Here is a 23261-nt window from a genome sequence, read left to right as displayed (position 1 = left end):
GTCAGGGGTTCCGGGGGGGTTCCGGGGCGTTCCGGGGGTCCCGGAGGTCTCAGGAGTAGCGGACGGGCAGCTTCGTGGCGGTCATCGGCCGCCCGAACAGCCAGCCCTGGGCCCGGTCGCAGCCCATGCGCCGCAACGTCTCCGCCTGCAACCGGGTCTCCACGCCCTCGGCGGTGACGACCATGCCGTGCGCGTGGGCCAGGCCGATGAGCGCCTCGACGACGGCGTCGGCGCGGTCGGAACGCCCCAGGTCGCGGACGAACGACATGTCGATCTTGAGGAAGCTGAGCGGGAACCGGTCGAGGTAGGCCAGCGAGGAGTACCCGGTCCCGAAGTCGTCCAGACCGACCCGGGCCCCGATGCTGCGCAGCTCCCCGAGGCTGGCCCGGGTGGTGGTCGACAGGTCGATCAGGGTCCGCTCGGTGACCTCGGCCAGCAGGCTCGCCCCGGAGGCCCCGGTGCTCTCCACGCTGTGCGCCAACCGGTGCGCGAAGGCAGGGTGCTCGAGGGTCTTGCCCGAGACGTTGAACGAGACCTGGATGCCCGACCCCTTGCCGCGCCACTCCCGCAGCTGCCGCAGCACCTCGCCCAGCACCCACGTGTCCACGTCCACGATGAGCCCGGTGTCCTCGGCGGTGTCGACGAAGGTGCCGGGTTCGAGGGTCCCCTCGACCGGGTCGTCGATGCGGACGAGCGCCTCGGCCGCGACCAGCCGGTCGTCGTCGCGCAGGTCCACGATCGGCTGCCAGAGGACCCGCAACCCGTTGGTGCGCAACGCCCGCCGCACCTTGTGCTCGGCCTCGCGGCGGCTCTGCGCGTCGATCTGCATGGCCGCGTCGTAGAGGGCGCAGCGGTCCCGGCCGTCGTCCTTGGCCCGGTAGAGCGCCATGTCGGCGCTGCGGAACAGGTCGTCGGAGCTGCCGTGGTGCCCGACGGCCACCCCGGCCGAGGCGGTGCAGACGGTCGGCTCGGCCAGCCCCGGCAGCAGCACCGGCATCCGCAGGCGTCGCAGCAGGTTGCGGGCCATGACCAGGGCGGCCTCGGGCCGGTCCACACCCGGGACCATGAGCACGAACTCGTCCCCACCGAGCCGGGCCAGCGTGGCGCCGGGGGGCGCGCACTCGACGATCTTGGCGGCCGTGCGCTGCAGCAGCACGTCGCCCACCTGGTGCCCGAGCGTGTCGTTGACCAGCTTGAAGCGGTCCAGGTCGATGAGCACCAGGGCCACCTCGGCGCTCGGGGTCGCCGAGCGCAGGGCGTCGGCCAGCCGGGTGTCGAGCAGGGTCCGGTTGGCCAGACCGGTGAGGGAGTCGCTCTGGGCCAGGCGGACCAGCTCGTCGGTGCCGCCCTCGCGGACGGGGCTCACCAGCCCGGAGATCGTGCCGCGCCCGGCGTGCACGGTGATGCCGAGGAACGTCCGCGTCTCCTCGTCGGCGGCCGCCTCGGCGTCGGTGTCCGCGGGGCGCAACCGGAAGGGGTAGGGCGCCGGGGACAACCCGGAACCGCCGTGGGAGGTCGGGGGCGTGAAGGCCCCCCGGTCGTCGGGGTGGATCCGGGACAACCAGGGGCCCGGGTCGACGACGGAGGTCCCGACCGGCAGTCCGAGCATCTCGCGCAGGCGGTCGTCCAGGGTGACCACGCCGGTCTCGGGGTCGAAGACCCAGCGTCCGAAGTCCGAGAGCCGGGACGCGGCCTCGAGCAGGCGTCGGCGCCGCTCGGCCTCGTCCTCGGCGGTGCTCGCCGTCTGCTCCGCCCGCAGCGCCCGCCAGACCGCGCCGGCCAGCGCGACCAGCACCTCCGCACCCGGATGCTGCTCGCCGGCCAGACCCCACACGGCGACGACGGGGGCGTCGGCCCGGCCGGGGACGAGTTCGACCAGGGCCCCGGGCCGCATCCGTTCGAGGTCGGTCGCGGTGAGCTCCCGGCCCGGGGTCAGCAGGAGGTCGCCGTGCGCCCCGAGCACCAGGAACGACCCGGGCCGCGGTCGGGAGGTCCGGCCCAGCAGGAGCAACCGTTGGTAGCCGCAGGAGGACAGGTCGGCGACGAGGGCCGCGTGCAGCGCGGAGTGGTCGGGACACCCCGCGTAGCGTCGTTGGGCGGAGAGCAGGCCCGCCGCGGCCGACGTCCCCCCGGCGACCAGCGACACCTCGCCCGCGACGGCGGGGGCCGCCGCCGAGCGGGCGTCCGTCAGTGCTGTGGCGTGCTGGATGCGCACCCGGAAGCCCCCCTCAGGCGTAACGACGTGTGAGTGAACTGTAACCCTTCGTGAGCATTCCGGGGAGCCCCCGGCCGCCCTCTTCGTTGCATGTGGCAATTAGCAAAGCTAAGGAGTAGCCTCGTGACGTGATCGGCACCACTCCCCTCGCCCCCGGCTCCACCTCCGTCCCGGGTACCGCTGCGGCCTCGCCCGACGACGAGGGCCACGGGACGCAGAGCCCGACGGACCCCCTCGACCACGAGGCGCTGGCCACGGACCTGCGGATGGCCCTGCTCCGGCTGGCCCGGCGGCTGCGGGCGGAGAAGAGCGACGGCGAGCTCTCCGACACCCAGTTCAGCGTCCTCGCGCAGCTCTACCTGCACGGCCCGCGCACCCCGGGCGAGCTCGCCGAGGCCGAGCACGTGCGCCCGCCCTCCATGACCCGGACCGTCGCCGGCCTCACCGAGGCGGGTCTGGTGACCCGCACCGGCAGCTCGGAGGACCGTCGTCGCGTCCTCGTCGACCTGACCGCCGACGGTCGCCGGACCGTGGAGGAGACCCGTCGGCGGCGGACCGTCTGGCTCGGTCGCCGGCTCGCCGACCTCACGCCCGAGGAGCTGGAGACCCTGGCCGCCTCCACCGCCATCCTCCGACGGATGGGCGAGCGGTGAAGCGAGGACCCGGACGCACCTTCCGCTCGCTGCAGCACCGTGACTACCGCCTCTGGGCGGCCGGGGCGATCGTCAGCAACACCGGCACCTGGATGCAGCGCATCGCCCAGGACTGGCTGGTCATCAAAGTCCTGACCGAGGGGTCGGGCACCGCCGGGGGCATCACGACGGGCCTGCAGTTCGGTCCGATCCTCCTGCTGGCCCCCCTGGCCGGGCGCATCGCCGACCGCTTCCCCCGTCGTCGGACGTTGATGGCGACCCAGAGCGCGATGGCCGTGCTCGCGGCGGCCCTCGGTCTGCTGGTCGTCTCCGGTCACGCCCAGCTCTGGCACGTCTACGTCTTCGCCGCCCTGCTCGGCGTGGCCTCGGCGATCGACGGACCCGTCCGGCAGACCTTCGTCGCCGACCTCGTGCCCCCGCAGGACCTGCCCAACGCGGTCGGGCTGAACTCGGCCAGCTTCAACTCCGCGCGGCTGATCGGACCGGCGCTGGCCGGGCTGCTCATCGCCTGGGTCGGCACCGGCCCGGTGTTCCTCATCAACGCGGCCACCTTCGCGGCCCCGCTGCTGATGCTGCACCTGCTGCGCCCGGCGGTCCCCGTCGCCCGGCCCCGCCCGGCCAAGGGCGGGGGCGGCATGCTGGCGGCCCTCCGCTACCTGCGCGGACGCCACGACCTGATCGCCCTGCTCGCGGTGGTCGGCGTGGTCGGCACGTTCGGGCTGAACTTCCAGCTCACCAGCGCCCTGATGATCGGCGTCCACTTCGGCCGCGACTCCGCCGCCTACGGGCTCGCCGGCACCGTGCTGGCCGTCGGTTCGCTGGCCGGGGCCCTGGTCGCGGCCCGACGGGCACGACCCCGTTTCCGCCTGGTGGTGGGGGCCGCGTTCGCCTTCGGGGTCCTCGCGACGCTCGCCGCGCTGATGCCCTCCTACGGCTGGTACCTCCTGGTCCTGGCCCCGATGGGACTGGCGTCGCTGACCCTGATGACCGCGGCCAACGCCAGCGTCCAGCTCGGCACCGACCCGGCGATGCGCGGTCGGGTCATGGCCGTCTACATGGGCCTGTTCCAGGGCGGCACGGTCGTCGGGGGCCCGGTCGTCGGCTGGGTCGGGACCGTGGCCGGGGCCCCGTGGTCGATCCTCGTCGGGTCCCTGCCCTCGATGGCGATCGCGGTGCTGGCCGGGGTCTACCTGCTGCGGCACGCACGGGTCCGGGTCAGCTACCGGTTGCGCGGCACCCCCCACCTCCAGCTCGTCCCGGTCGCCGGGCGCGACGAACGCGACGCCGCCGCGGCCTGAGCCACGCTCCCCCGACCTGCGCCCCCGACCTGCGCCCCCGACCTGCGCCCCCGACCGACCCCGGGCAGGGTGTCGTCATGGCGGGCACGGAGAGCGACGAGCAGCGCGAGATCCACGACCGGTTCTCCGAGGCGGTCAACATGACCCCCAAGGAGCTCGAGGACTGGCTGGAGACCGACGAATCGCGCGACGTCGGCCAGAAGTCCGGCGGCAAGGGCTCCGAGGGCGGCGAGTCCGTCGGCCACGAGTCGGGGCGCCGCATCGTGGAGATCCTCCGCACGAAGAAGGCCGACCTCTCCGACGACGACTACCAGCACATGCAGAAGGTCGCGGGCTACGTCGCCCGGCACGCGAAGCAGCGTCCCGACGGCGACGTCCGCGACACCAAGTGGCGGTACAGCCTGATGAACTGGGGCAACGACCCGCTGAAGTAGGTCGGGCTCCGGGCCCGGCCGCAGGCGGGACAATGACCGGGTGCCCACCGACCTGACCACCGCCCTCGACGACGTCCGGGACCTGCTGCTCGACGGCGACTCCCTGGTCCGCGCGGTCGCGGCGGGGCGACGGCGGGGCCAGGAACCGCCATCGGCCGAACGCGTCGAGGTCCGACCGGTCGCCCTGAGGTCCGGGCCGCACCTGCAGCTCACGTCGCGCACCGGTCCGGTCGTGTCCATCCGCAACGCGGCCCTCGGCGAGGAGGCCGCGGCCGCGGTGGCCGAGCTGCTGGCCGAGCCCTGGGGCAACCTGCACGTGGAGACCGCGACCGAGATCCTGCAGCTGCGGGTCACCAAGAAGGGTGAGGCGCAGGTGCACCGGGCGGCCACCAGCCGTCGCGCGGTGTCGGGACCGCAGGGGCACGACCGGGTGAAGGAGCGGCTCGTCGACGCCGACGACCCGCTGTTCCGGGTCCTGGGGGCCGGCGGGGACAAGCGCCGGCAGGTCGACGCCTTCGTCCGCCAGCTCGCCCCGCTCGCCGGGCGGGCCGTGGCCGAGGCCCGCGGGGAGCACCGGCCCGTGCGGATGGCCGACCTCGGCTGCGGCAACGCCTACCTCACCTTCGCCGCCCACCGCTGGCTCTCGACCACCACCGACCTCGACCGGTCCGGCGCGGCCGAGGGGCCCACGGTCCGGACCGTCGGGGTCGACGTGCGACCCGACGTCGTGGAGCGCAGCGCCCGCCTCGCCCGGGAGGCCGAGCTGCCCGGCCTCGACTTCGCGGTCGGCGACATCATCGGGGCCGACCCCTTCCCCGGGGAGCGGCCCGACGTCGTCCTGGCCCTGCACGCGTGCGACACCGCCACCGACGAGGCCCTGGCGCGGGCGGTGCGGTGGCGGGCCCCCGTCGTCCTGGCCGCCCCGTGCTGCCACCACGACGTCCAGCGCCAGATCGTCGCGGGCCCGGCCACCGGGGCGGGGCAGAACCCCCTGCTGCGGCACCCGATCCTGCGCGAAAGGTTCGCCGACGTGCTCACCGACACCCTGCGGGCGCTCGTCCTGCAGGCGCTCGGCTACCGCGTCGAGGTCGTCGAGTTCGTCGACTCCAAGCACACCCCCCGCAACGCACTGCTGCGCGCGGTGCGGACGGGATCCGCACCGCGCGCAGCGGTGGTGGAGCGTTTGGCCGAGTTGGACGAGCTCACGACGACCTGGGGCGTCGAGCCCGTGCTCGCGCGGATGCTCTCAGCGGAGCTGGACGCCGCGCGGGTCGACGCGAGGGCGGATCAGGCCGCCGAGTAGGTCAGGCACTCGGTCTCGCCCGAGGCCGAGGTCCCCATCTCGACCGCGGAGGCGGTGCAGGTGAGGTCGGTGTTGTGGGAGCAGTCGGCCAGCTGGCAGGCGCCGACGACCGGCTTGGCCGCCGAGCCGTGCTTGGTGGGCAGACCGAGGAAGGTGCCGCAGTGGTTCGCGCCGTGGTCGCCCACCGTGATGGCGGGGGCGTGACAGCTGACGTCGGAGTTGAAGGTGCAACCGCTGACGGAGCACTGGTGGATGGGGGTGAGTTCCAGGTTCACGGAGGCCATGAATCGACCATAACCGCGAGAATGCGCTCCCGCCACCAAGGAATGCCATACCTGGCCTGTTCCGCAACTATTTAGAAAAGGCCTCCGGAACGTAATTCGGAGAATGGTCAGGCTTTCCTGAGCTCTTCGACCACCGCGTCCACGCACCGGGTCAGCGCCCGGACGTCGTCGGGCTCGACCGCCGGGAAGACCCCGATCCGCAACTGGTTGCGGCCCAGGCTCCGGTAGGGGAAGACGTCGACGATCCCGTTGTGTCGCAGCACCTTCTGCACGGCCTCGCTGTCGATGGAGGGGTCGAGGTCGATCGTGGCGACCACCGTCGAGCGGGCCTGCTCCTCGGCCACGAAGGGCGAGGCCCACTCCCGCCGCTGCGCCCACCCGTAGACGACGTCGGCGGACTCCGCGGTCCGGGCCGCGGCCCACGACAACCCACCCCGTTCGAGCAGCCACTCGATCTGCTCGGCCAGCAGGACGAGCGTGGCCACCGCCGGGGTGTTGTAGGTCTGGTCCTTGCGGGAATTCTCCACCGCGAGCCGCAGGTCCAGGGAGGCCGGCGTCCAGCGCGTGGTCGCGAGCTCCTCGACCCGGCTCAGCGCGGCGGGCGAGAGCAGGGCGACCCACAGCCCCCCGTCGGAGGCGAAGCACTTCTGCGGCGCGAAGTAGTAGGCGTCGGTCTGCGCGACGTCGACCGGCAACCCCCCCGCTCCCGACGTGGCGTCCACCAGGACCAGCGGCCCTCCCTGGTCGGGGCCCGGCCCCGCGGGACGGCGCACCGGGGCCATGACGCCGGTAGAGGTCTCGTTGTGCGGCCAGGCGACCGCGTCGACCCCCGGGGCCGGCGCCCCCAGCGCGGGCAGCGTGCCCGGTTCTCCGCGGACGACCACCGGGTCGGCCAGGAACGGGGCGGCCTGCGCGGCCTGGGCGAACTTCGCCGAGAACTCCCCGAGCACCAGGTGCTGCGAGCGCTCCCGGACGAGCTGGAAGGTCGCGACGTCCCAGAAGGTCGTGCTGCCCCCGTTGCCGAGGACCACCTCGTAGCCGGCCGGGAGGGCGAACAGCTCGGCCAGCCCGGCCCGGACCCGCCGGACCAGCGACTTCACCGGTGCCTGGCGGTGGGAGGTGCCGAGCACGTCGCGGCCGGCCTGCACCAGGGCATCGACCTGCTCGGGCCGCACCCGGCTCGGTCCGGAACCGAACCGGCCGTCGACGGGGAGCATCTCGGCGGGCAGCAACGTCTCGGTCACGTTGGAAATCCTCCCAGCTTGGTGGGACGGTTCGGGCATGGCCCACGAGCACGACGACTTCGACCTGGACCGCTTCGTCGCGGCGCAGGAGACGACCTACGCGACGGCGTTGGCCGAGCTGCGGGCGGGTGACAAGCGGAGCCACTGGATCTGGTGGGTCTTCCCGCAGATTGCCGGGCTCGGGCCGAGCCCCACCTCCGTCAAGTACGCCGTCTCCTCCCTCGACGAGGCCCGCGCCTACCTGGCCCACCCCGTCCTCGGACCGCGCCTGCACGAGGCCGCCCGCACCCTGCTCGACCTGCCCCCGACCGACGACGCGGTGGCCGTGCTCGGCGGGGTCGACGCGATGAAGCTGCGGTCGTCGATGACCCTGTTCGCGGCCGCCGACCCCGACGACGAGACCTTCGAGGCGGTCCTGGCCCGTTTCTTCGACAGCCAGCACGACCCCCACACCCTCCGCCGCCTCGCCTGACCCACCCCGCCCCCTCCCCCTCCCCGTGATCAAGGCATCTTCCCCTCCTGCCGCACGGGTCACACCGGGCGCGTGACGGGCGGTGCGGGAGGGGAAGATTCCTTGATCACGGGGGGACGGGGTGGGGCCGGGGAGGGGGGTGGGCGGTCTGCGGCGATCCGCCCTCGGGCGCCGGAGGCCGGTGCCAGGATCACGGCATGGACCTGTTCGCGGAGATCGCCGCCGAACGGCGGGCGCTGGCCGACCACCTGGCCGACCTCGGCCCCGAGGGGCAGCGCACCCCCAGCCTCTGCGCGGGGTGGACCGTCCACCACGTGGTGGCGCACCTCGTCATGCCGATGGAGGTGAGCCTGCCGCGCGTCGTGCTCACGATGCTGCGGACCGTCGGCGACTACGACCGCGCCAACGACCGCATCACCCGACGGCTCGCCCGGCGCCCGTTCGCCGAACTGCTGGGGGTCCTGCGCGACCGGGCGGACTCGCGGTTCACCCCGCCCGGGCAGGGCCCGGACGCCCCGCTGCTCGACGTCGTCGTCCACGGCCTCGACGCCTGCCGACCGCTGGGGCGGAGCCGGGACGTCCCGCCGGCCCGCCTGCGGCGGGTGCTCGACCACGCCGCCGGCGCCCCGAAGGGGCTGGCCCCGAAGGGCGCGCTCGCGGGGTTGCGGTTCGAGGCCGACGACCTCGACTGGGCGCACGGGGCCGGCCCCGGGGTGCGCGGGCCGGCCCAGGCCCTGCTCCCGGCCCTGACCGGACGGGCCGGGAGCCTGGACGACCTCACGGGGGACGGGGTGCCGCTGCTGCGCCGACGCCTCGCCCGGAGCTGAGCCGGCCCGCGCCGACTCAGCCGCGCGCGACCGGGGCGGGACGCTCGCAGGTCTCGGAGATGGTCTGCACGCCCTTCTCGAACGTGGCCGCCTCCATGGCCTCGAGGACCTCCAGGACGTGCAGCGCGAACTGCCCCGTCGTGCGGTGCGGGGCCCCCTCCAGCGCCTGGACGAGGTCGAGGACGCCGTGCCCGCGGAAGGGGCGCAGACCCTCGTCGCGGGTCGCCGGGAGGACCGGCGGGAGTTCGCGCCACTCCTCGTCACCGCGCTGCTTGATGAGCACGGGCAGGTCGTGGTGGTTGGGGTCGGGCAGCTGCAGCGTGCCCTCGGTCCCGTAGATCTCCAGGTGGGGCAGCGTCGTGTCCCAGATGTCGAAGGACAGCACGGTCGTCACCAGGGCCCCGGACGCGGTGCGCAGCAACGAGGTCGTGTGGGTGGGGACGGTGACGTCGACCGCGTCCACGACCCGGTCGGGGGCGGTCACCGGGATCCGCGGGGTCGGGATCGACGTCGCGCCGACGACCTCGGTGACCGGGCCGAGCAGGTTCACCAGGGCGGAGAGGTGGTACGGGCCCCAGTCGAGCAGGGGGCCGCCCCCGGGGGCGTAGAAGAACGCCGGGTTCGGGTGCCAGGTCTCCACCCGGGAGGAGCGGACGAACGAGGTCGCCGCGAACGGCGTGCCGATCAGGCCGTCGTCGATGGCGGCGCGCGCGCTCTGACCGGAATTGCCGAGGAACGTGTCCGGGGCCGCCCCGAGCAGGCGCCCCGCGTCGCGGGCCTGCTGCAGGTTCTCCCGGGCGGCGGCGACGGTGGCGGCCAACGGCTTCTCGGAGTACACGTGCTTGCCCGCCGCGAGCGCGGCGCGGGTCACCTCGGCGTGGACCACGGGCGGCGTGATGTTGACGACCACGTCGACGTCGGGGTCGGCGTAGAGCTCCTCGGCCGTCCCGTAGGCGGGGATCCCGTAGGTCTCGGCCTGGCGGCGCGCGACGTCGACCACGACGTCGGCCACGCGGACGATGGGCAGCCCGCCGATCCAGGCCAGGCCCTCGGCGTAGGCGGGGAAGATCTTGCCGGTGCCGACGACGCCGATGCGCGCCCGGGTCGGGATGTCAGCGGTGCTCACGGTGGGGAACCTCTCGTGTCGGTGGTCGGTCCGCCAGGATCGGCGGGCCGGGTGGATGAGACCGGGCACGAGGGCGTCGCCATGCAAACACCCCCGCTCCACCCCGGTCAAGCGGGTCGGGCCTCGGGTCGGGACGGGTCAGGCCGGGTGCAGGAGGTCCCCGATCCGGGCCGGGGACAGCAGGTGCTCCAACCCGAGGACGAGCGCGCCGGTCGTCGCCGCCCGCTCCCCCAGGACCCCGGTCGTGAGCGTGAGACGGCGGGTCGCCAGGGGCAGGGCCCGCCGGTACACGACCGAGCGCACCCCGGCGAGCAGGTCGTCGGAGGCCGTGGCCAGCGGACCGCCGAGGACCACGCGCCGGGGGTTGTAGACCGAGATGAGGGTCGCGGTGACCTGGCCGATCACCTCGGCCGCCTCACGGACCGCGCGCAGCGCCACCCCGGAGCCCTGGGCCACCCGCTCGCAGAACCCGGCCTCGTCGAGCCCGGCGAACTCCGCCGACACCGCGGCCGCGGCGGCGAGCATCGCGGGCACGGCGGCGACCGCCTCGACGCACCCGGTGTTGCCGCAGCTGCAGACCGCCCGCGTCGCCACGGGGGCCGGGATGTGCCCGAGGTCGCCGGCCGCCCCGTCGGCCCCGTGGTGCAGGGCCCCGCGGCTGTCCACGATGCCCGCACCGATGCCCGTCCCGACGGTGACCAGGACGAGCGGGCACTCCTCGGGGGCGAGGCTGCGCGCCTCCCCCAGCGCCATCAGGTCGGCGTCGTTGTCGACCAGCACCTCGTGGCCGAGCGCGGCCCCCAGGAACGCCGCCACGCCGAACCCGTCCCAGCCGGGCATGATCGGCGGCCGCACGGGCACCCCCGCGGCCACGTCGACCGGGCCGGGCAGGCCCACGACGACGACGCCGGGGCGCTCCGTCGCATCCGACGGCTCCCCCGGCTCGGCGACCAGCGCGCGCACCGCGTCGACGACGGCGCCGAGCACCGCCTCCGGACCACGGGCCAGGGCGACGTCGAGCACCCGTTCCCCCCGCCGCCGGCCGGTGAGGTCGTAGAGCCCGACGCGGTGGCGCAGGGTCCCGACGTCGACGGTGACGACCCGGGCGGCGTCGGGCCGCAGCCGCAGCCGCCCCGCGGGTCGTCCGCGCCCGGGGGCCCGTTCGGGCGGGTCCTCCACCAGCAGGCCGGCGTCGAGGAGCCCCTGGACGTGCTGGTGCACGGCGGTGCGCGACAGTCCCGAGGCCTCGGCCAGGTCGAGGCGGTGCCGGACCAGCCCGGCCGCCACCAGGCGGGCCAGGCGGGCACGGATCTGCGCCACCTCCGGGCGCAGGGGTGAGGGTTCGACGCCGAGTCTCAGCTGCACGGGACCAGTGTGCGCATATCCTCCGCCAAAAGCACAAGGCCGGGTCCTTGGCGAACATGAACGCCTCGCCTAGCGTCGTCCTCGGATGAGACCGGCACGATCCGCCACCCCGGAACGAGCCCCGACTCGATGAGGAGTACCGCGATGCCGAGCACCGACGTGCCCGGATCCCCCGCCCCGCAGACCCAGCACACCCCGGCCCGGCGACGGTTGCGCGTCGCGATCCTCGGCGCGGGCATGATCGGCGAGGTCCACCGTCGCGCCGCCCTGCTGGCCGGCGCCGAGGTGGCGGGCGTCCTCGCCTCCACCCCGCAACGCTCGGCCGAGGTCGGCGCCGCCTGGGGGGTCCACGGCTACGCCGACCTGGCCGAGGTCCTGGCCGACGACGTCGACGTCGTGCACGTCTGCACCCCCAACGCCCAGCACGCCCCGGCCGCCGCCGCCGCGCTGTCCGCGGGCAAGCACGTGGTCTGCGAGAAACCGCTCGGGATCTCCCTGGCCGAGGCCGAGGCGCTCGCCGCGCAGGCCGAGGCGTCGGGACTCGTCGCGACGGTGCCCTTCGTCTACCGCTACCACCCGCTCGTCCGCGAGCTGCGCGCCCGCGTCGGGTACGGCGAGTTCGGCACCTGGAACCTGCTGCACGGCTCCTACCTGCAGGACTGGATGCTGGCGCCCGAGGCCTCGGGCTGGCGGGTCGACCCGGCCGCGGGCGGGCCCTCGCGCGCGTTCGCCGACATCGGCTCGCACTGGTGCGACCTGGTCGAGTTCGTCAGCGGCGTGCGGTTCGCCGACCTCGTCGCCACGGTCTCGATCGTCGTGCCGGAACGTCCGGCCGCGGGCGGGAAGGCGTTCTCCGGCGACTCCGGCGGCGAGCTCGTCCCGGTCAGCACCGAGGACTCCGCCCTCGTCCTGCTCCGCACCGGCGACGGGGTGCCCGCCTCGACGGTCATCAGCCAGGTCTCGGCCGGTCGCAAGAACCGGTTGTGGTTCGAGCTGGACGGATCCCGCGGCAGCGCGGTCTTCGACCAGGAGAACCCCGAGACCGTCTGGCTCGGCGGCCCCGAGGTGGACCGCGTCCTGCACCGCGACCCGGGCGCCGGTTCCCCCGAGCAGCGCCGGCTCGCGACCCTCCCCGCCGGCCACGCCCAGGGCTACGCGCAGTGCTTCGAACTGTTCGTGGCCGACACCTACGCCGCGATCCGCGGTGAACGACCCGACGGCCTTCCCACGTTCGCCGACGGCGCCCGCTCGGCCCGCATCGTCGACGCCGTCCTGCGCTCGGTGGACGAGGGAACCTGGACCCCGATCTCGAACGGAGCAGAATCGTGAGCACCCCCGGAACCCTCTCGGTACAGGTCTACAGCGTGCGCGACGCGTACGCCGCCGATCCCGCGGCCGCCCTGCAACGCCTGCGCGACATCGGTTTCCGCCACGTCGAACCCTTCGGGCTGGGCGAGGCGGGCGGCGCCGCGAAGGCGACCGCCCTGCGCGCGCACCTCGACGCGGCCGGCTTGAAGGCCTCGGCCGTGCACGCCAGCCTGCCCGAGGACCTCGACGAGCTCGTCGAGCAGCTGCGCACCCTCGACGTCGACACGGTGTTCGTCCCGGTCCCCGCGGCCGTGCACGGTTTCGCCGACAAGGGCTTCGACAGCGGCGTCTTCGACGACGCGGACACCCTCGACGCGTTCACCGACGCGCTGCTGCAGGCCGCGGCCACGCTGCGCGGCTCGGGAATCTCCCTCGGCTACCACAACCATTGGTGGGAGTGGGCTGAGCTGCCGGGCGGGCAGCTCGGCTACGACCGGTTCTGGGACCGGGCCGGCGACGGGCTGCTCGCCGAGCTGGACGTCTACTGGGCCCGCGCCGCGGGGCAGGACCCCGCCCAGGTCCTGGCCCGGCTCGGTTCCCGCGCCGCCTCGCTGCACCTCAAGGACGGCCCGGCCGTCCCCGACCAGCCGCAGGGCCCGTTCGGCAGCGGGGTGGTCGACGTCCCGGGCGCCATCGCCGCCACCGGCGCGCGCTGGCACGTCGCGGAGGTCGACACCACCGACGGCGACCCGTTCGACCTCATCGCGGGCAACGTGGCCGCGCTGCGCGAGCAGGGCCTCTCCGACTTCTGACCCGCCCGGACCGGGCCGGCTGCGGCACAGGGGGACCGTGCGCTCGATCATCGAGCGCAGGGTCCCCCTGTGCCGTCCGGGGTCATGGCAGGGCCGGTCCGCTCAGTGGTCGACGTTCTCGTCGGCGTCCTCGGCCGCCTCGGCGAAGCCGGTGTCGTTGCCGTAGCCGTCCTGGGCGGGGCCCTTCAGGCTGCGGTCCTCCCCGTGCTCGGCAGAGGTGCCGGGCTCGTCGGTGCTGCGGGGGGCCTCGTCGGTGTCCGGTCCGGGGTTCTCGGGGTGTTCGCTCGACATGCGTTCACGGAAACACCGACCCGGCCCGCGCGCACCCCGACGCGACCCCGACGCGACCCCGACGCGACCCCGACGCGACCCCGACGCGACCCCGACGACGCGCGGGCCCGTCCGCGCCACACCGGAAGGTCGCTGCCCCTACCCTCGCGGCATGGAAGACCCCGCCCGTCGTCGCGTCGACTACGCCGACGTCCCCTTCGGCCCGCTCGACCTCGCCTCGACCCCACTGACCCAGTTCGAGCGCTGGTACTCCCAGGCCGTCGAGGCCGGGCTGCCCGAGGTCAACGCGATGGCCCTGGCGACCGCGGGGGCGACCGGACCGAGCCTGCGCACGGTGCTGCTCAAGGGCTTCGACGCCCGGGGCTTCGTCTTCTACACGAACCTGCACTCGCGCAAGGCGCGGGCCATCGCCGTCGAGGCCCGGGTGTCGCTGCTGTTCGGCTGGATCGGGATGCAGCGCCAGGTCGCGGTGCGCGGCCGCGCCGAGCAGGTCTCGCGGGAGGAGACCGAGGAGTACTTCGGCTCGCGCCCCTACGGTTCGCGGATCGGGGCCTGGGCCTCCCAGCAGTCCGAACCCCTGGCCGACGCCGAGACCCTGCAGCAGCGCGTGCGCGAGCTCGCCGAGCGCTGGCCCGACACCGGGTCCCCCGACGACGTCCCGACCCCGCCGCACTGGGGGGGCTTCCTCGTGCGCGCGGGCGAGGTGGAGTTCTGGCAGGGCCGGCACTCCCGCCTGCACGACCGGCTCGTGTTCGTGCCGACCCGGCCCGGCGGACGCCCCGCCCCGCTGGACAACCCGGCCTCCTGGCGGGTCGAGCGCCGCCAGCCCTGAGGCGGAAGGGGTCTTGTGGATCGGCCGCGGCGCAGGCAGGCTCAAGCGGCATGACGACCGTACGCGTTGCGCTGACCCAGACCACCTGGACGGGTGACGAGGAGAGCATGGTCGCCCGGCACGAGCAGTACGCCCGGGACGCCGCCGCGCAGGGGGCGCAGATCATCTGCTTCCAGGAACTGTTCCACGGCCCCTACTTCGGGCAGGTGCAGGACGCCGCGTACTACCGCTACGCACAGGCGGTCCCCGGGCCGTTGACCGAACGGTTCTCCGCCCTGGCCGCCGAGCTCGGGATCGTCGTGGTCCTGCCGGTCTACGAGGAGGAGCAGCCCGGCGTCCTCTACAACACCGCGGCCGTCCTCGACGCCGACGGTCGTTACCTCGGCAAGTACCGCAAGCACCACATCCCGCACCTGGACCGGTTCTGGGAGAAGTTCTACTTCCGCCCGGGCAACCTCGGCTACCCGGTGTTCGAGACCGCCGTCGGTCGGGTCGGGGTCTACATCTGCTACGACCGCCACTTCCCCGAGGGCTGGCGCGCCCTGGGTCTCGGCGGCGCCGAGATCGTCTTCAACCCCAACGCGTCGAAACCCGGCCAGTCCAACCGGCTCTGGGAGCTCGAACAACCCGCCGCGGCCGGGGCCAACGGGTACTTCGTCTGCGTCCCGAACCGCGTGGGCTCCGAGACGGACGAGTTCGGCGAGATCGCGGTCCCCTTCTACGGCACCTCCTACGTGGTCGACCCCCGGGGGAACTTCGTCGGGGACAAGGGGTCGGGCACCGAGCCGGAACTCCTGGTGCGCGACCTCGACCTCGACCTGATCCGCGAGGTGCGCTCCGACTGGCAGTTCTACCGCGATCGTCGCCCGGACTCCTACGACGCCCTCGTCCGCCCCTGACCCCGGCCCCGCGGCACCCGACGAACGGAGGACGACGATGACCCGGATCCTCATCAGCGGCGGGACGGTGGTCTCCGCGACCGGCGCCACGCCCGCCGACGTCCTGCTCGACCGGGAACAGGTGGCGGCGCTGCTCGCCCCCGGCGCGGGCGAGGCGTTCACCGTGGACGAGACCGTCGACGCGAGCGGGTGCTACGTCGTCCCCGGCGGGGTCGACGTGCACACCCACATGCAGATGCCCTTCGGGGGCACCGAGGCCTCCGACACCTTCGAGACGGGCACCCGTGCGGCGGCGTGGGGCGGGACGACGACCATCGTGGACTTCGTGGTGCAGCGCACCGGCGAGGTGGTCGAGGAGGCGCTGGCCGCCTGGCACGCGAAGGCCGAGGGCAACTGCGCCGTCGACTACGGGTTCCACATGATCCTCGGCGGGGTCGACGAGAACTCCCTGGCGGCGATGGACCGCCTGGTCGAGCACGAGGGCATCACCAGTTTCAAGCTGTTCATGGCCTACCCCGGGGTGTTCTACTCCGACGACGGCCAGGTCCTGCGGGCGATGCAGAAGGCCCGGGCCAACGGGGCGACCGTGATGATGCACGCGGAGAACGGGATCGCCATCGACGTGCTCGTCCAGCAGGCCGTCGCGCGCGGGGACACCGATCCGGTCTTCCACGGCATCACCCGACCCGAGGCGATGGAGTCCGAGGCCACGCACCGCGCGATCCGGCTGGCCGAGGTGGCCGGCGACACCCCGCTCTACATCGTCCACCTGTCGGCCTCGCGGGCCCTGGAGGAGATCGCCCGGGCCCGCTCGGAGGGTCGCAACGTGTTCGCCGAGACCTGCCCGCAGTACCTGTACCTGACGCTGGAGGACCACCTCGGCGCCGGGGGGCCGGGCAGTTTCGAGGGCGCCAAGTACGCCTGCTCCACCCCCCTGCGCTCCAAGCACGAGAACCACGCCCGCGACCTGTGGCGGGGGTTGCGCACCGACGACCTGGCCGTGGTCTCCACCGACCACTGCCCGTTCTGCTTCAAGGACCAGAAGCAGCTGGGGCGCGGGGACTTCTCCAAGATCCCCAACGGGATGGGTGGGGTGGAGCACCGGATGGACCTCGTCCACCAGGGGGTGGCCGACGGTCACCTCTCCCTGGCCCGCTGGGTCGAGACCTGCTCGACCACCCCGGCCCGGATGTTCGGGATGTACCCGCGCAAGGGGGTGCTCGCGCCGGGGTCCGACGCCGACGTGGTCGTCTACGACCCGGCGGCCCGGTCCCGGATCAGCGCCGCGACCCACCACATGAACCTGGACTACTCCGCGTTCGAGGGGTTCGAGCTGAGCGGCGGGGTGCGCACGGTGTTCTCCCGGGGGACGAAGATCCTCGACCGGGGGACGTTCACCGGTCGCCCGGGCCACGGCCGCTACGTCCGCCGCGGACTCTCGCAGTACCTGCGCTGACCTCGTCGCCCCACCACCCCCGTCGCCCCACCACCGGAAGGAGAACCCGTGGACCTCGGGGTCGTCCTGCAGTGCACCCCGCCCGCGGCCCGGGTGGTCGAGCTGGCGCGGAAAGCCGAGACGTACGGGTTCAGCCACGTCTGGACGTTCGACTCCCACGTCCTGTGGGAGGAGCCGTACGTCATCCACTCGGCCATCCTCGGCGCGACCCGCACCGTCGTGGTCGGGCCCATGGTCACCAACCCCGCGACCCGGGAGTGGTCGGTGACCGCCTCCACCTACGCCACGCTGAACGAGCTGTACGGGCCGCGGACCATCTGCGGGATCGGCCGCGGGGACTCCGCGGTCCGGACGCTGTCGGGGAGACCCACGACGTTGGCCACGCTGCGCGAGGCCGTCCACGTGATCCGGGAGCTGGCCAACGGCCGGGCGGTGGAGCACCGCGGGCAGACGCTGCGCCTGCCCTGGGCCCCGGTGACCGGGCCCACGAACGCGACCCAGGTGTGGGTCGCCGCCTACGGCCCCAAGGCGTTGCAGCTCACCGGCGAGGTGGCCGACGGGTTCATCCTGCAGCTGGCCGACCCCGACATCGCCGCCTGGACCATCGGCAGCGTCCGCCGCGCCGCCGAGGCGGCGGGACGCGACCCGGCCTCGATCCGGATCTGCGTGGCCGCCCCCGCCTACGTGACCGACGGCAGCGAGACCGAACTGGCCCACGCCCGTGAGCAGTGCCGGTGGTTCGGCGGGATGGTCGGCAACCACGTCGCCGACCTCGTCGCCCGCTACGGCGACGACGGCTCGGTGCCGGCGGCCCTGACCGACTACATCGCCGGGCGGCAGGGCTACGACTACAACGAGCACGGGCGGGCCGGGAACCGGCACGCCGACTTCGTGCCCGACGCGATCGTCGACCGGTTCTGCGTGCTGGGATCCCCCGCGCAGCACGTCGAGCGGTTGCAGCAGCTGCAGGAACTGGGGGTCGACCAGTTCGCGGTGTACCTCCAGCACGACGCCAAGGACCGCACGCTGTCGGCCTACGGCGACGTGGTGCTGCCGGCCGTCCGCCCGTCCGGGGCCGCGCTCGGCTGAGTCCCCACGACCACCACCGTCCCGTCGGTCTCGTCGTCCCGGGTGCCCTCGTCGTCCCGGATGCCCTCGTCGCCGCGGTCGCCCGTCTCGCCGGCCGCAGAGAGCCCCGCCGCCTCCAGCGCGGCCAGGGCGCCGGAAACCTGGGGGTCCGCGACCTCGCTCAGCAGGACCCCGCCCGGGCGCAGCCAGCCCGGTGCCACCGCGGCCAGCCGGCGCAGGACGTCGAGCCCGTCCGGGCCGCCGTCCAGCGCCCACCGCGGTTCGTGCTCCCGCGCCTCGGGCGGCAGCAGCGCGATGGCCGCCCGCGGCACGTAGGGGACGTTCGCCACCAGGACGGCCACCCCTCCCCGCAGCTGCACGGGCAACGGCGCGTCGAGGTCCCCGAGCCGGACGCGGTCAGCGGGCAGGTTGCGCCGGGCCCAGCCGACGGCGACCGGGTCGACGTCGGCGGCCCACACCTCGACCGCGGGCGCGGCAGCCAGCACGGCGGCCCCGATCGCCCCCGCCCCGCAGCAGAGGTCCACCACCACGTCGCCGGGCCCGACCCGGGCGAGCACGGACCGGACCAGGGCCTCGGTGCGGCGGCGCGGGACGAACACCCCGGGCCCCAACCGGATCCGGACCCCGGCGAAGACGACCCCGCCCAGCACGTGCTCCAGCGGTTCCCCGGCCACCCGGCGCTCCACGAGGACCCGGAGCTCGGGCGCGGAACCAGCGGCCGCGAGGAGCAGGTCGGTCTCCTCCTCGGCCCAGACGCACCCGGCCGCCCGCAACCGGGTCACCACGGCGAGCCGCTCGTCCGGGTCCGTCACCCGGGAAGTCTGGCAGGACCCCGCCCCGGCCCCGGGTGCGCGCGGTCGACCGGCGACCATGGCCGGGGCCGGTCAGGCTGGGGCGATGACGCCCATCGACCTGCTCACCGACGCGCACGCGCGGATCCCCGGTGCGGTGCACGGGGTCCTCGACGGTCTCGACCCCGCCCACCTCACCGCGCGACCGGACCCGGGGACGAACTCGATCGCCTGGCTGCTCTGGCACCTCACCCGGGTGCAGGACGACCACGTGGCCGGGGTGGCCGGCCGGGAGCAGGTCTGGACCGCCCAGGGCTGGGCCCGCCGGTTCGCCCTGCCCCTGGACGACGCCGACACCGGCTACCAGCACACCCCGGAGCAGGTGGCCGTGGTCGACGCGTCCGCGGCCGACCTCGCCGGCTACCACGACGCCGTGCACGAGCACACCCGCGCCTACCTGGAGACCCTGTCGCCGGACGACCTCGACCGGGTGGTGGACGACGCCTGGGACCCGCCGGTCACGCTCGGGGTCCGGCTGGTCAGCGTGATCGACGACGACGTCGCGCACGCGGCCCAGGCGATGTTCCTGCGGGGGATCCTGCAGCGGGCGGCCGGGACGACCGGGTGAGGGCTAGGCGCGCAGCTGCATCCGGACGGGGCAGCGGAACGGGTTGCGCGCCACCAGTCCCACGTCGTTGAGGTTGCGCACGATGTCGCGGTAGGCCCCGGCCAGCGTGGTCTCGGTGTAGGGGATCCCCTGTTCCTGGCAGAACCTCACCACGATCGGCTTGGCGGCCCGCAGGTTGGGCCGCGGCATGCTCGGGAACAGGTGGTGCTCGACCTGGAAGTTCAGCCCGCCCATGAACAGGTCCACGAGCCGGTTGCCGCTGATGTTGCGCGACATGCGCACCTGCCGGGAGATGAAGTCGAGCTTGGCCGTGCGCTCCACGATGGGCATGCCGACGTGGTTCGGCGCGAAGGAGCCGCCCATCGACAGCCCGAACGCGGCCAGGTGGACGCCGGCGAACGCGGCGGCCCGACCCGGGCCGAGCAGCGTGAACAGCGTCGTCGCGTAGATCGCCCAGTGCAGGAGGATCAGCGCCACGTCGGCCCGTCGGCCGCGCCCGCCCACGAGGAGCGCCTTCACGCTGTCCACGTGCAGGTTGATCCCGGCGACCAGGAGCAGCGGGAAGAAGAACCAGCCCTGGCGGCGGGTGAACCAGGCCAGCAGTCCGGTGCGCGAGCGGGCGGCGTCCTCGTGGAACGACACGACCTGGGACTCGATGTCGGTGTCGATCCCCCGCTGGTTCGGGGACTGGTGGTGCTTGGTGTGCTTGCCCATCCACCAGCCGTAGCCGAGGCCGGTGACCAGCGCGGCGAAGATGCGCGCGGCGATCTCGTTGCGCCGGTGCGAGGCGAACATCTGCCGGTGGGCGGCGTCGTGGCCGAGGTAGGCGAACTGGGTCAGCACCAGCGCCAGCGGCGCCCCCAGCAGCAGGACCAGCCAGGAGTCGCGCAGCAGCACGACGCCGGCGACGACGGCCGCGAGCGCCAGCGTGGTCGCCGCGATGCGGACCGCGTAGGCGCCACGGCGGCGGGCCATCAGCCCCAGCGCCTGCACCTCGGCGGTGAGGCGGGCGTAGGGGCTGCGCGGGACGCGGGCGGGGCGCTCGACGCCGTGGGCGGGCTCGAGCGGGCCGGCCGGGGTCAGGACAGGTTTCACAGGTTCTCCGGGGGTCGGGACCGCGAGGGTGCGGACGGGGGCCGCACGGTGACGGCCTGGCGATGCCCGGGTGGTCGACCCGTCGAGAGCACGGCTGAGGGATCGCGCCGTCCTCGACAGCGCGTCAGGGGTCCAACGTACGGGACCGTAGGTTCGTGCCCCACCCCCTCCACGGGATCCACCCGCCACCGGGCCCGGCACCGCGCCCCCGTCCGGCCCCCCGACCGGCCCCGCACACGGCCCCGGGGCGCCGCCAGGACGGTGAGGGGCCGGGTGGAGACCGGCGGGGCACCCCCCGGGGGGGTGGCCCACCGGTCCATCCCGGGTCCATCGCCGTCCTGGGGGATGCACCGCCAGGCCGACGAGAGGGCCGATCCCGTCGTTGGATCGGCCCCGAGGAGAACGCCGCGGGGCGCCGCCAGGACGGTGAGGGGCCGGGTGGAGGCCGGTGGGGCACCCCCTAAGCTCTTCCGGTGCCGTTTCTCCGACGGCCCGCCGCCGAGAAGGGAACGCCTCCGCGTGGATCAGCCCGACCGGACCCGTGCGGACGTCGACGCCGCCGAGCTGGCCGCCGAGGACGCGCACGTCGGAGGCCTCTACGCCCGGCTGGACGCCCTGCGTGCGCAGACGTCGGACCAGCTCGCCGAGGTGCGCCGCACGAAGGCCACCGGGACCCACCAGAGCCGCTTCGAGCGGGACGCGTTCGCGACGCTGTACGAGGACCGGCTGAGCCAGCTGTGGTCGGTGGAGAACCGGCTCTGCTTCGGCCGGCTGGACCTGCGACCGGGCACCCCCGACCCGCGTCGTTACGTGGGGCGGATCGGGCTGGCCGACGAGCGGGGCAACCAGCTGCTCGTCGACTGGCGCGCGCCCGCGGCGCAGGACTTCTACCAGGCGACCGCGGCCGCGCCCCGCGACGTGGTCCGGCGTCGGCACCTGCTGACCGCGGGCCGTTCGGTGACGGGGCTGGACGACGAGGTCCTGGTCGCCGACGCGGGCGGCCGCACGACCGGTGACGCGGCGCTGCTCGCGGCGGTCAACGCGCCGCGCACCGGACGCATGGGCGACATCGTGGCGACCATCCAGGCCGAGCAGGACCGCGTGATCCGGGCCTCCGAGCGCGGGGTCCTCGTCGTGCAGGGCGGGCCGGGGACGGGCAAGACCGCGGTCGCCCTGCACCGCACGGCCTACCTGCTCTACACGCACCGCGACCGCCTGGCGCGCAGCGGGGTGCTGCTGCTCGGGCCGAGCCCGGTGTTCCTCCGCTACGTCGAGCAGGTGCTGCCGGCCCTCGGGGAGACCGGCGTGGTCACCCTGACCCTGGCCGAGCTGTTCCCCGGGGTCGTGGCCCGCGGGTCGGACTCCCCCGCCGCGGTCGCGGTGAAGGGGTCGCTGCGGATGGTCGACGTGCTGGCCGCCGCGGTCGCCGAGCGGCAGCGGGTCCCCGCGCGGACGATCCGCCTCGACCTGGACGGGACCCGGGTGCAGCTGCGGCCCGAGCAGGTCGCGGCCGCCCGCACGCGGGCCCGGCGCAGCCGTCGCCCGCACAACGAGGCCCGGGTCGTCTTCGTGCGCGAGGTCCTGCAGACCCTGGCGAACTCCCTCGCGCGCGCCCGGGGGGTCGACGCGGTCGAGGAGCGCGACGACCTGCTCCAGGAGCTGCGCGAGTCGATCGACGTGCGCCGCGAGGTCAACCTCTGCTGGATGCCGCTGACCCCGCAGAAGGTCCTCGCGGGCCTCTACCGCAACCCCGACCGGTTGCGGGCGCTCGCGCCCGACCTGGACCGGCGCGAGCGCGCGGCCCTGCACCGCGACGAACCGACCGCCTGGTCGGAGGCCGACGTGCCGCTGCTGGACGAGCTCGCCGAGCTGCTCGGGGATCTGGACGACGCGACCTCGGCGCAGGCCCGGCGTGAGGCCGAGCGCGAGGAGCAGGTCGCCTACGCCCGCAAGGTGCTCGAGGAGTTCGAGGCCTCCGGGGTCGGCAACGACTACGTCAGCGCGGAGCTGCTGGCCGACCGGTTCGCGACGTCCGGGCCGGTCGGGACCGTGGCCGAACGGGCGGCCGCCGACCGGACCTGGGCCTACGGCCACGTCGTCGTCGACGAGGCGCAGGAACTGTCGGCGATGGCCTGGCGCCTGGTCGAGCGCCGGTGCCCCAACCGGTCGATGACCCTCGTCGGCGACGTCGCCCAGACCTCCTCCCCCGCCGGGGCGCGCAGCTGGGCCGCGGCGCTGCGTCCCCTGGTGGACGACCGCTGGCGGTTGGAGGAGCTGACCGTCAACTACCGCACGCCCGCGCGCATCGCCCGGGTCGCGGCCGACGTGCTGCGGGCCGCCGGGATCGAGGCGACCCCGCCGACCCCCGTCCGCGAGGGCGAGCACGACCCGGTGGCGATCCCCCTGGCCGGCCCCGACGACGTGGCCGGGGTGCTCGCCGCCCTCACCGCGGCCGTCCCGGGCGAGGGCGAGGGACGGTTGGCCGTGATCGCGGCCGAGACCACGGGCCCGCTGGGCTCCGACGCCCTGCGGGCCGCGGCCCGCACCGCCCTCCCCGCGGGCACGGTCGCCGAGGGGCCCGACGACCTGGACGCCCCGGTCTCGGTGCTCGACGTGCACCGGGCCAAGGGTCTGGAGTTCGACGTGGTCCTGCTCGTCGAACCGGCCGCGATCCTGCGCCGCCCGCGAGGGGCCAACGACCTCTACGTGGCCCTGACCCGCGCCACCCAGCACCTGCTCGTCGCCCACGCCGAACCGCTGCCCGCCGGGGTGCGGGTCCAGCCCGCGTCCTGACCTCGACGGACCCCGACGACCCCCTCCCGCGCCGGGGGCGTGTGTG

Annotated in this window: 22 protein-coding genes; 14 read left to right on the top strand and 8 right to left on the bottom strand. The window is 74.5% G+C overall.

Annotated elements, in window-relative coordinates; all coding sequences use genetic code 11:
* Positions 1-49 precede the first annotated feature (49 nt).
* Positions 50-2215, bottom strand: coding sequence for a putative bifunctional diguanylate cyclase/phosphodiesterase (locus ACFFKU_RS07690; protein ID WP_380136942.1), 2166 nt, complete (start codon positions 2213-2215; stop codon positions 50-52).
* Between the two features lie 128 nt (positions 2216-2343).
* Between ACFFKU_RS07690 and ACFFKU_RS07685 the strand changes: the two genes are divergently transcribed.
* The 4 genes from ACFFKU_RS07685 to ACFFKU_RS07670 all read left to right on the top strand — a co-directional run bounded on the left by ACFFKU_RS07685 (position 2344) and on the right by ACFFKU_RS07670 (position 5903).
* Positions 2344-2868 carry a MarR family winged helix-turn-helix transcriptional regulator gene (locus ACFFKU_RS07685; protein ID WP_380136940.1) on the top strand — a complete coding sequence of 175 codons (525 nt, stop codon included), beginning with the start codon at positions 2344-2346 and terminating at the stop codon, positions 2866-2868.
* Positions 2865-4166, top strand: a complete 1302-nt coding sequence (locus ACFFKU_RS07680) for an MFS transporter (protein ID WP_380136939.1) — start codon at positions 2865-2867, stop codon at positions 4164-4166. Before ACFFKU_RS07685 ends, ACFFKU_RS07680 begins: the two co-directional genes overlap by 4 nt.
* A 77-nt stretch (positions 4167-4243) precedes the next feature.
* Positions 4244-4600 carry a DUF3140 domain-containing protein gene (locus ACFFKU_RS07675; protein ID WP_380136938.1) on the top strand — a complete coding sequence of 119 codons (357 nt, stop codon included), beginning with the start codon at positions 4244-4246 and terminating at the stop codon, positions 4598-4600.
* A 40-nt stretch (positions 4601-4640) separates the two neighbouring features.
* The gene (locus ACFFKU_RS07670; RefSeq protein ID WP_380136937.1) at positions 4641-5903 is read left to right on the top strand and encodes a class I SAM-dependent methyltransferase; all 1263 of its coding nucleotides are present in this window, start codon (positions 4641-4643) and stop codon (positions 5901-5903) included.
* On the opposite strand, the gene ACFFKU_RS07665 is transcribed toward ACFFKU_RS07670, so the two are convergent.
* Both ACFFKU_RS07665 and serC read right to left on the bottom strand, forming a co-directional pair.
* On the bottom strand, positions 5888-6187 hold the full coding sequence (locus tag ACFFKU_RS07665; RefSeq protein WP_380136936.1) for a DUF1540 domain-containing protein: 300 nt from the start codon (positions 6185-6187) through the stop codon (positions 5888-5890). The two genes, ACFFKU_RS07670 and ACFFKU_RS07665, sit on opposite strands and share 16 nt — an antisense overlap.
* 107 nt (positions 6188-6294) lie before the next feature.
* Complete coding sequence (gene serC, locus ACFFKU_RS07660) at positions 6295-7440, bottom strand: phosphoserine transaminase (RefSeq protein WP_380138038.1); 1146 nt, start codon at positions 7438-7440, stop codon at positions 6295-6297.
* Between the two features lie 28 nt (positions 7441-7468).
* Here serC and ACFFKU_RS07655 point away from each other — a divergent pair, with 28 nt between their 5' ends.
* Together ACFFKU_RS07655 and ACFFKU_RS07650 are read left to right on the top strand one after the other, a co-directional pair.
* Positions 7469-7903, top strand: a complete 435-nt coding sequence (locus tag ACFFKU_RS07655; protein ID WP_380136935.1) for a DUF1810 domain-containing protein — start codon at positions 7469-7471, stop codon at positions 7901-7903.
* A gap of 197 nt (positions 7904-8100) precedes the next feature.
* A complete protein-coding gene (locus ACFFKU_RS07650) occupies positions 8101-8730 on the top strand; it encodes a maleylpyruvate isomerase family mycothiol-dependent enzyme (protein WP_380136933.1) in 630 nt (209 codons plus the stop codon).
* Positions 8731-8746: 16 nt separating this feature from the next.
* On the opposite strand, the gene ACFFKU_RS07645 is transcribed toward ACFFKU_RS07650, so the two are convergent.
* Together ACFFKU_RS07645 and ACFFKU_RS07640 are read right to left on the bottom strand one after the other, a co-directional pair.
* Positions 8747-9856 (bottom strand): Gfo/Idh/MocA family protein, encoded by a 1110-nt coding sequence (locus ACFFKU_RS07645; RefSeq protein ID WP_380136932.1) that lies wholly within the window; start codon positions 9854-9856, stop codon positions 8747-8749.
* Positions 9857-9994: 138 nt separating this feature from the next.
* A complete protein-coding gene (locus tag ACFFKU_RS07640; RefSeq protein WP_380136930.1) occupies positions 9995-11221 on the bottom strand; it encodes an ROK family transcriptional regulator in 1227 nt (408 codons plus the stop codon).
* Between the two features lie 144 nt (positions 11222-11365).
* On the opposite strand from ACFFKU_RS07640, the gene ACFFKU_RS07635 reads away from it, so the two are divergent.
* Complete coding sequence (locus ACFFKU_RS07635) at positions 11366-12550, top strand: Gfo/Idh/MocA family protein (protein WP_380136928.1); 1185 nt, start codon at positions 11366-11368, stop codon at positions 12548-12550.
* Complete coding sequence (locus ACFFKU_RS07630) at positions 12547-13341, top strand: sugar phosphate isomerase/epimerase family protein (protein ID WP_380136927.1); 795 nt, start codon at positions 12547-12549, stop codon at positions 13339-13341. The genes ACFFKU_RS07635 and ACFFKU_RS07630 overlap by 4 nt, the downstream gene beginning before the upstream one ends.
* Before the next feature lie 102 nt (positions 13342-13443).
* Here the strand turns inward: ACFFKU_RS07630 and ACFFKU_RS07625 are convergent, their stop codons facing one another.
* Positions 13444-13632, bottom strand: a complete 189-nt coding sequence (locus tag ACFFKU_RS07625) for a hypothetical protein (protein WP_380136926.1) — start codon at positions 13630-13632, stop codon at positions 13444-13446.
* Positions 13633-13783: 151 nt separating this feature from the next.
* On the opposite strand from ACFFKU_RS07625, the gene pdxH reads away from it, so the two are divergent.
* From pdxH to ACFFKU_RS07605, 4 genes are read left to right on the top strand one after another with little or no spacing between them, the layout of a single operon-like run.
* Positions 13784-14464, top strand: a complete 681-nt coding sequence (pdxH, locus tag ACFFKU_RS07620; protein WP_380136925.1) for a pyridoxamine 5'-phosphate oxidase — start codon at positions 13784-13786, stop codon at positions 14462-14464.
* Between the two features lie 50 nt (positions 14465-14514).
* Complete coding sequence (locus ACFFKU_RS07615; RefSeq protein WP_380136923.1) at positions 14515-15363, top strand: nitrilase-related carbon-nitrogen hydrolase; 849 nt, start codon at positions 14515-14517, stop codon at positions 15361-15363.
* A gap of 37 nt (positions 15364-15400) precedes the next feature.
* A complete protein-coding gene (hydA, locus tag ACFFKU_RS07610; protein ID WP_380136922.1) occupies positions 15401-16819 on the top strand; it encodes a dihydropyrimidinase in 1419 nt (472 codons plus the stop codon).
* A gap of 48 nt (positions 16820-16867) precedes the next feature.
* Positions 16868-17908, top strand: a complete 1041-nt coding sequence (locus ACFFKU_RS07605) for a TIGR03842 family LLM class F420-dependent oxidoreductase (RefSeq protein ID WP_380136920.1) — start codon at positions 16868-16870, stop codon at positions 17906-17908.
* On the opposite strand, the gene ACFFKU_RS07600 is transcribed toward ACFFKU_RS07605, so the two are convergent.
* Positions 17854-18720: a putative protein N(5)-glutamine methyltransferase gene (locus ACFFKU_RS07600; protein WP_380136919.1), complete on the bottom strand. Its 867-nt coding sequence runs from the start codon at positions 18718-18720 to the stop codon at positions 17854-17856. The two genes, ACFFKU_RS07605 and ACFFKU_RS07600, sit on opposite strands and share 55 nt — an antisense overlap.
* Before the next feature lie 85 nt (positions 18721-18805).
* Between ACFFKU_RS07600 and ACFFKU_RS07595 the strand changes: the two genes are divergently transcribed.
* On the top strand, positions 18806-19327 hold the full coding sequence (locus ACFFKU_RS07595; RefSeq protein ID WP_380136918.1) for a mycothiol transferase: 522 nt from the start codon (positions 18806-18808) through the stop codon (positions 19325-19327).
* Positions 19328-19330: 3 nt separating this feature from the next.
* Here the strand turns inward: ACFFKU_RS07595 and ACFFKU_RS07590 are convergent, their stop codons facing one another.
* The gene (locus ACFFKU_RS07590) at positions 19331-20422 is read right to left on the bottom strand and encodes a fatty acid desaturase family protein (RefSeq protein ID WP_380136916.1); all 1092 of its coding nucleotides are present in this window, start codon (positions 20420-20422) and stop codon (positions 19331-19333) included.
* A gap of 519 nt (positions 20423-20941) precedes the next feature.
* Between ACFFKU_RS07590 and ACFFKU_RS07585 the strand changes: the two genes are divergently transcribed.
* A complete protein-coding gene (locus ACFFKU_RS07585; protein ID WP_380136915.1) occupies positions 20942-23215 on the top strand; it encodes a HelD family protein in 2274 nt (757 codons plus the stop codon).
* Positions 23216-23261: the final 46 nt, after the last annotated feature.

This window comes from Kineococcus gynurae (genome assembly GCF_042433995.1).
GTDB lineage: Bacteria > Actinomycetota > Actinomycetes > Actinomycetales > Kineococcaceae > Kineococcus > Kineococcus gynurae.
This window is presented reverse-complemented; position numbering and strand designations above follow the sequence as displayed.

What these genes read in the sequence shown, in the direction of transcription:
- ACFFKU_RS07675 (WP_380136938.1), top strand. Translation starts at nt 4,244, where the DNA reads ATGGCGGGCACGGAGAGCGACGAGCAGCGCGAGATCCACGACCGGTTC.
- ACFFKU_RS07665 (WP_380136936.1), bottom strand. Translation starts at nt 6,187, where the DNA reads ATGGCCTCCGTGAACCTGGAACTCACCCCCATCCACCAGTGCTCCGTC.
- ACFFKU_RS07655 (WP_380136935.1), top strand. Translation starts at nt 7,469, where the DNA reads ATGGCCCACGAGCACGACGACTTCGACCTGGACCGCTTCGTCGCGGCG.
- ACFFKU_RS07650 (WP_380136933.1), top strand. Translation starts at nt 8,101, where the DNA reads ATGGACCTGTTCGCGGAGATCGCCGCCGAACGGCGGGCGCTGGCCGAC.
- ACFFKU_RS07635 (WP_380136928.1), top strand. Translation starts at nt 11,366, where the DNA reads ATGCCGAGCACCGACGTGCCCGGATCCCCCGCCCCGCAGACCCAGCAC.
- ACFFKU_RS07625 (WP_380136926.1), bottom strand. Translation starts at nt 13,632, where the DNA reads ATGTCGAGCGAACACCCCGAGAACCCCGGACCGGACACCGACGAGGCC.
- pdxH (WP_380136925.1), top strand. Translation starts at nt 13,784, where the DNA reads ATGGAAGACCCCGCCCGTCGTCGCGTCGACTACGCCGACGTCCCCTTC.
- ACFFKU_RS07615 (WP_380136923.1), top strand. Translation starts at nt 14,515, where the DNA reads ATGACGACCGTACGCGTTGCGCTGACCCAGACCACCTGGACGGGTGAC.
- hydA (WP_380136922.1), top strand. Translation starts at nt 15,401, where the DNA reads ATGACCCGGATCCTCATCAGCGGCGGGACGGTGGTCTCCGCGACCGGC.
- ACFFKU_RS07595 (WP_380136918.1), top strand. Translation starts at nt 18,806, where the DNA reads ATGACGCCCATCGACCTGCTCACCGACGCGCACGCGCGGATCCCCGGT.